Genomic DNA, 2,516 nt, shown 5'->3' with positions numbered 1-2,516 from the left:
ACCACAGGCAGCCCCATCGCCAGCATCGGCACCACCTGGACTCCGACGATCGCGATGATGAGCACCTCATGGAACGCCCATTTCGGGCTCGGCCTGACGACGTACTCGTCCCCCATCGCGTTCCCCTCGCTCGAGCGCCCCGCCAGAGGATAGCGCAACGCGCCCGGGACGGGTGCGCAGCACACGGGCGCGGCACTTGGGTGCTGCGGCGCAACAGCCCGCCCTCACTGACGGCGAACGCTGTCCATCGCCGGATGCCAGACACCTTCGGCGCCAAGGACTTCGCGCAGTCGTCGTATGCGGACGAGCTCGGGGTCGTCGTCGAAGCTGAACACCGGCCAAGCGAAGAACAGCGCCCCGAAGATGTCCTCGCGCATGCGGTCGATCGCGACCCCGCCCAGCCGATTGTCCGCCGGCAGGACCTTCTCGAGCGCTCCCATCATCCCGCGGGCGTCCTTCGCGAGCAGCATGCCCTCGGAGTCCGCACACTCGGCGCTCACGGCCTGGCTGCGTGCGTAGCCTCTCAAGACCAGGACCGCGGTGATGGCGAGGCACAACCGCACGCCTCCGTAGAACGCCCAAGCTGGCGAGACGGTCACCTTGAACGCTCGGCGGACGACGTCGTCCTCCTCGGCGATCGCGTTCTCCTCGAGTAGACGATCACCGACCTTGCCGGCGGTCGAGGCCTCGTCGAACAACTCCGCGAGGAGCGTCGCAGTGACCGCAGAGCCGTCCCGGATGCGCGCGACGAGGTGCGCGAACACGCAGCGCAGCTCGTCGAGGGTGAGCAAGTCGAGCAGCCCGCTCGTCACCCCGATCCAGGCGGTACCGGTGCGGTGTGCGATCACGAAGGCGTTCGAGCACTCGTCCTTGACGTACGCCAGTCGCGGGACAGAGATGCCGGCCGCGATCGCCACATCGTGGAGGGCTGACTTCGCCCTGCGGCACTTGCCTGTCGGAACCGGCATGGCCCTGATGCGCTCGAGCAGCCGCGACTCGGGGCGGCGGAGCGTTCGTCGGCACCACAGCGCGAAGCCGGGAGCCGAAGCCGCCCACGTGACCGAGAAGATGAGAGGCAGGGATCTCGTCAGCCATCCGAGCGCACGAAGGAGCGGGTAGTCCGGATGATAGCCGGACGATCCCCGCACGAGGATGTACGCCGCTGTGCCGTACACGCCAAGAACGACTGCCAGCGCCACCAGCGCACTCGACACCACCACATACGTGACGAGGAAGGACCGGAGCCGCGTCCGGTTGCGTTCGACGCGTTCGGTGAGAGTCTCGACCCGGAAGCCCACGTGCTCCCCCTTCGATCTCGCTTCGGCTACCCCTCGTCGAGCGCGAAGTCGCGCGGGCGCGCGAAGGTGATCGCGCTCGTGGACACGCGGTCGACGCCGGTGCGCGCGAGCGCCCGCAGCCGCTCGAAGCGGATGCCACCGGACGCCTCGATCACCACGCCGTCGCGGGCCGCCTCGCGCACGGCCGCGGCCGCCTCGGTGAGCGCAGCATCGTCCATGTTGTCGAGCAGCAGGAGGTCGGCGCCGGCACGAGCGGCCTGAACGGCGACCCCGAGCGAGTCCGCCTCGACCTGCACGAGCAGTCCCGGACGGGCGGCGCGGGCGGCGCGCACCGCGGCCGCGGCGCCACCGGCCGCCCGGAGATGGTTGTCCTTGACGAGCACCATGTCCCACAGCCCGGTGCGGTGGTTCTGAGCGCCCCCGACGCGCACGGCGTACTTGGAGAGTCGCCGCAGGCCCGGCAGCGTCTTGCGGGTGTCGACCACCGCGAGCGCGCCCGCTTCCTCCTGCCAGCGCCGCGCCTCGGTCGCGATGCCCGACAGCGTCATCAGCAGGTTGAGCGCGGTGCGCTCGCCCGCGAGTACCGCTCGGGCGTCGCCGCTCACCTCGGCCACGGCCGTGCCGGCGGCGACACGGGCGCCCTCGGCGACGAGCGGGAACACCTCGACCGGCTCGGCGAGGCCCGCTGCGCGCGACACGAGCGCGTAGGTGCGCTCGACGCCGGGCAGGCCGCACACGACCGCGTCCTCGCGAGCGACGATGCGCCCCGACCAAGCCGTGCCCGCCGGGATGACGGATGCGGAAGTCGCATCGCGCTCGAGCAGCGGGATCTCGGGCGTGACCCCGCCGCGGAACGTCTCGGGCGGCACGCCGAGGTCCTCGCCGAGCGATGCGGCGACGACGTCGTCGAAGTCCGGGGTGTCGAGCAGGTCCGTCACGACGCCATCATACCGAGGGTGCCGACGGGCGCCTCGCGCACGTCCGCGCCGCGGCGCCAGACGAGGTGGGTGAGCCAACGCGCGTCGTCGCGCTCCGGGAAGTCCGTGCGCCCGTGGCACCCGCGCGTCTCGGCACGCAACCACGCCGCGTGCGCCGTGAGCGCCGCGACCGTCACGAGATTGTGCGCCTCGAGGCAGGCGGCGTCGGGTGCGCAGGGACCGAGCGACCCGGCGGCCTCGGCGATGCCCGCCGCGGCCTCGGCCAGCCCCTCGGCCGAGC

General features: G+C 71.8%; 3 protein-coding genes. All 3 read right to left on the bottom strand.

The window, feature by feature from the left end; translation table 11 throughout:
* Window positions 1–224 precede the first annotated feature (224 nt).
* Window positions 225–1,298, bottom strand: a complete 1,074-nt coding sequence (locus FDZ70_09215; protein ID TLM70294.1) for a hypothetical protein — start codon at window positions 1,296–1,298, stop codon at window positions 225–227.
* 26 nt (window positions 1,299–1,324) lie between these two features.
* Entirely contained in the window at window positions 1,325–2,227 is a 903-nt protein-coding gene (gene nadC, locus FDZ70_09210) for a carboxylating nicotinate-nucleotide diphosphorylase (GenBank protein ID TLM70295.1), read from the bottom strand.
* 5 nt (window positions 2,228–2,232) lie between these two features.
* Window positions 2,233–2,516: L-aspartate oxidase (locus FDZ70_09205; protein ID TLM70293.1), on the bottom strand; the 284-nt coding region annotated here is incomplete at its 5' end.

It is taken from the genome of Actinomycetota bacterium (genome assembly GCA_005774595.1).
Classification (GTDB): domain Bacteria; phylum Actinomycetota; class Coriobacteriia; order Anaerosomatales; family D1FN1-002; genus D1FN1-002.
Note: the sequence above shows the minus strand (reverse complement) of the source record. Positions and strands in the feature narration are given on the sequence as shown.